General features: G+C 66.4%; 1 protein-coding gene. It reads right to left on the reverse strand.

The window, feature by feature from the left end; all coding sequences use genetic code 11:
* Positions 1–551, reverse strand: a 551-nt coding sequence (locus tag EN807_RS32435; RefSeq protein WP_135937922.1) for a serine hydrolase, incomplete at both ends; no start/stop codon positions are given.

Consider the following 551-nt stretch of genomic DNA (forward strand, 5'->3'; position numbering starts at 1 on the left):
GCCGAACAGGCCGGCATGGCCGGCGCCCTCGAGCGCCGAGCAATTGTCGTCATGCACCTCGCCTGAGAGCACGCGGTGGCGCCAGGTGCAGTCTTCCGTCGCCGCCGCCTGGTCCGGCGCGGCCGAGAAGGCGAAGCCCGGACCGGGATCCATGGCGCGGATCCTCTTGCCCGACAGGCGCTCCATCGCGAAGCCGAGCAGGATGAAGTTGATGTCGGAATAGACCGGCATGCCGGCCTGCCATTCGCGCTGCAGGATGAAGGCGCGCAAGAGGTCGGGATCGCGGCCATAGGTGTATATGGGCGCGACGGCCGGAAACGGCGTCTGGTGGCCGAGGCACTGGCGAAACGTTACCTTTCGCTCCCACGCCTTCTCGTCATATTGGCGCAGGTCCGGCAGCGCCGAGATCAACGGCGTGTCGAGGTCGATGACGGCATCCTCCGCCAGCTTGAGAATGCGCGGCGTGGTGAAGATGACCTTGGTCAGGGAGGCGAGATCGAACCAGGTTCCTTCATGCATGGGCCTGGGTTCGGGCACGCGTTGGGCGAGGC

Origin of the sequence: Mesorhizobium sp. M5C.F.Ca.ET.164.01.1.1 (assembly GCF_004792125.1) — a bacterium.
GTDB classification, from domain to species: Bacteria; Pseudomonadota; Alphaproteobacteria; order Rhizobiales; family Rhizobiaceae; genus Mesorhizobium; species Mesorhizobium wenxiniae.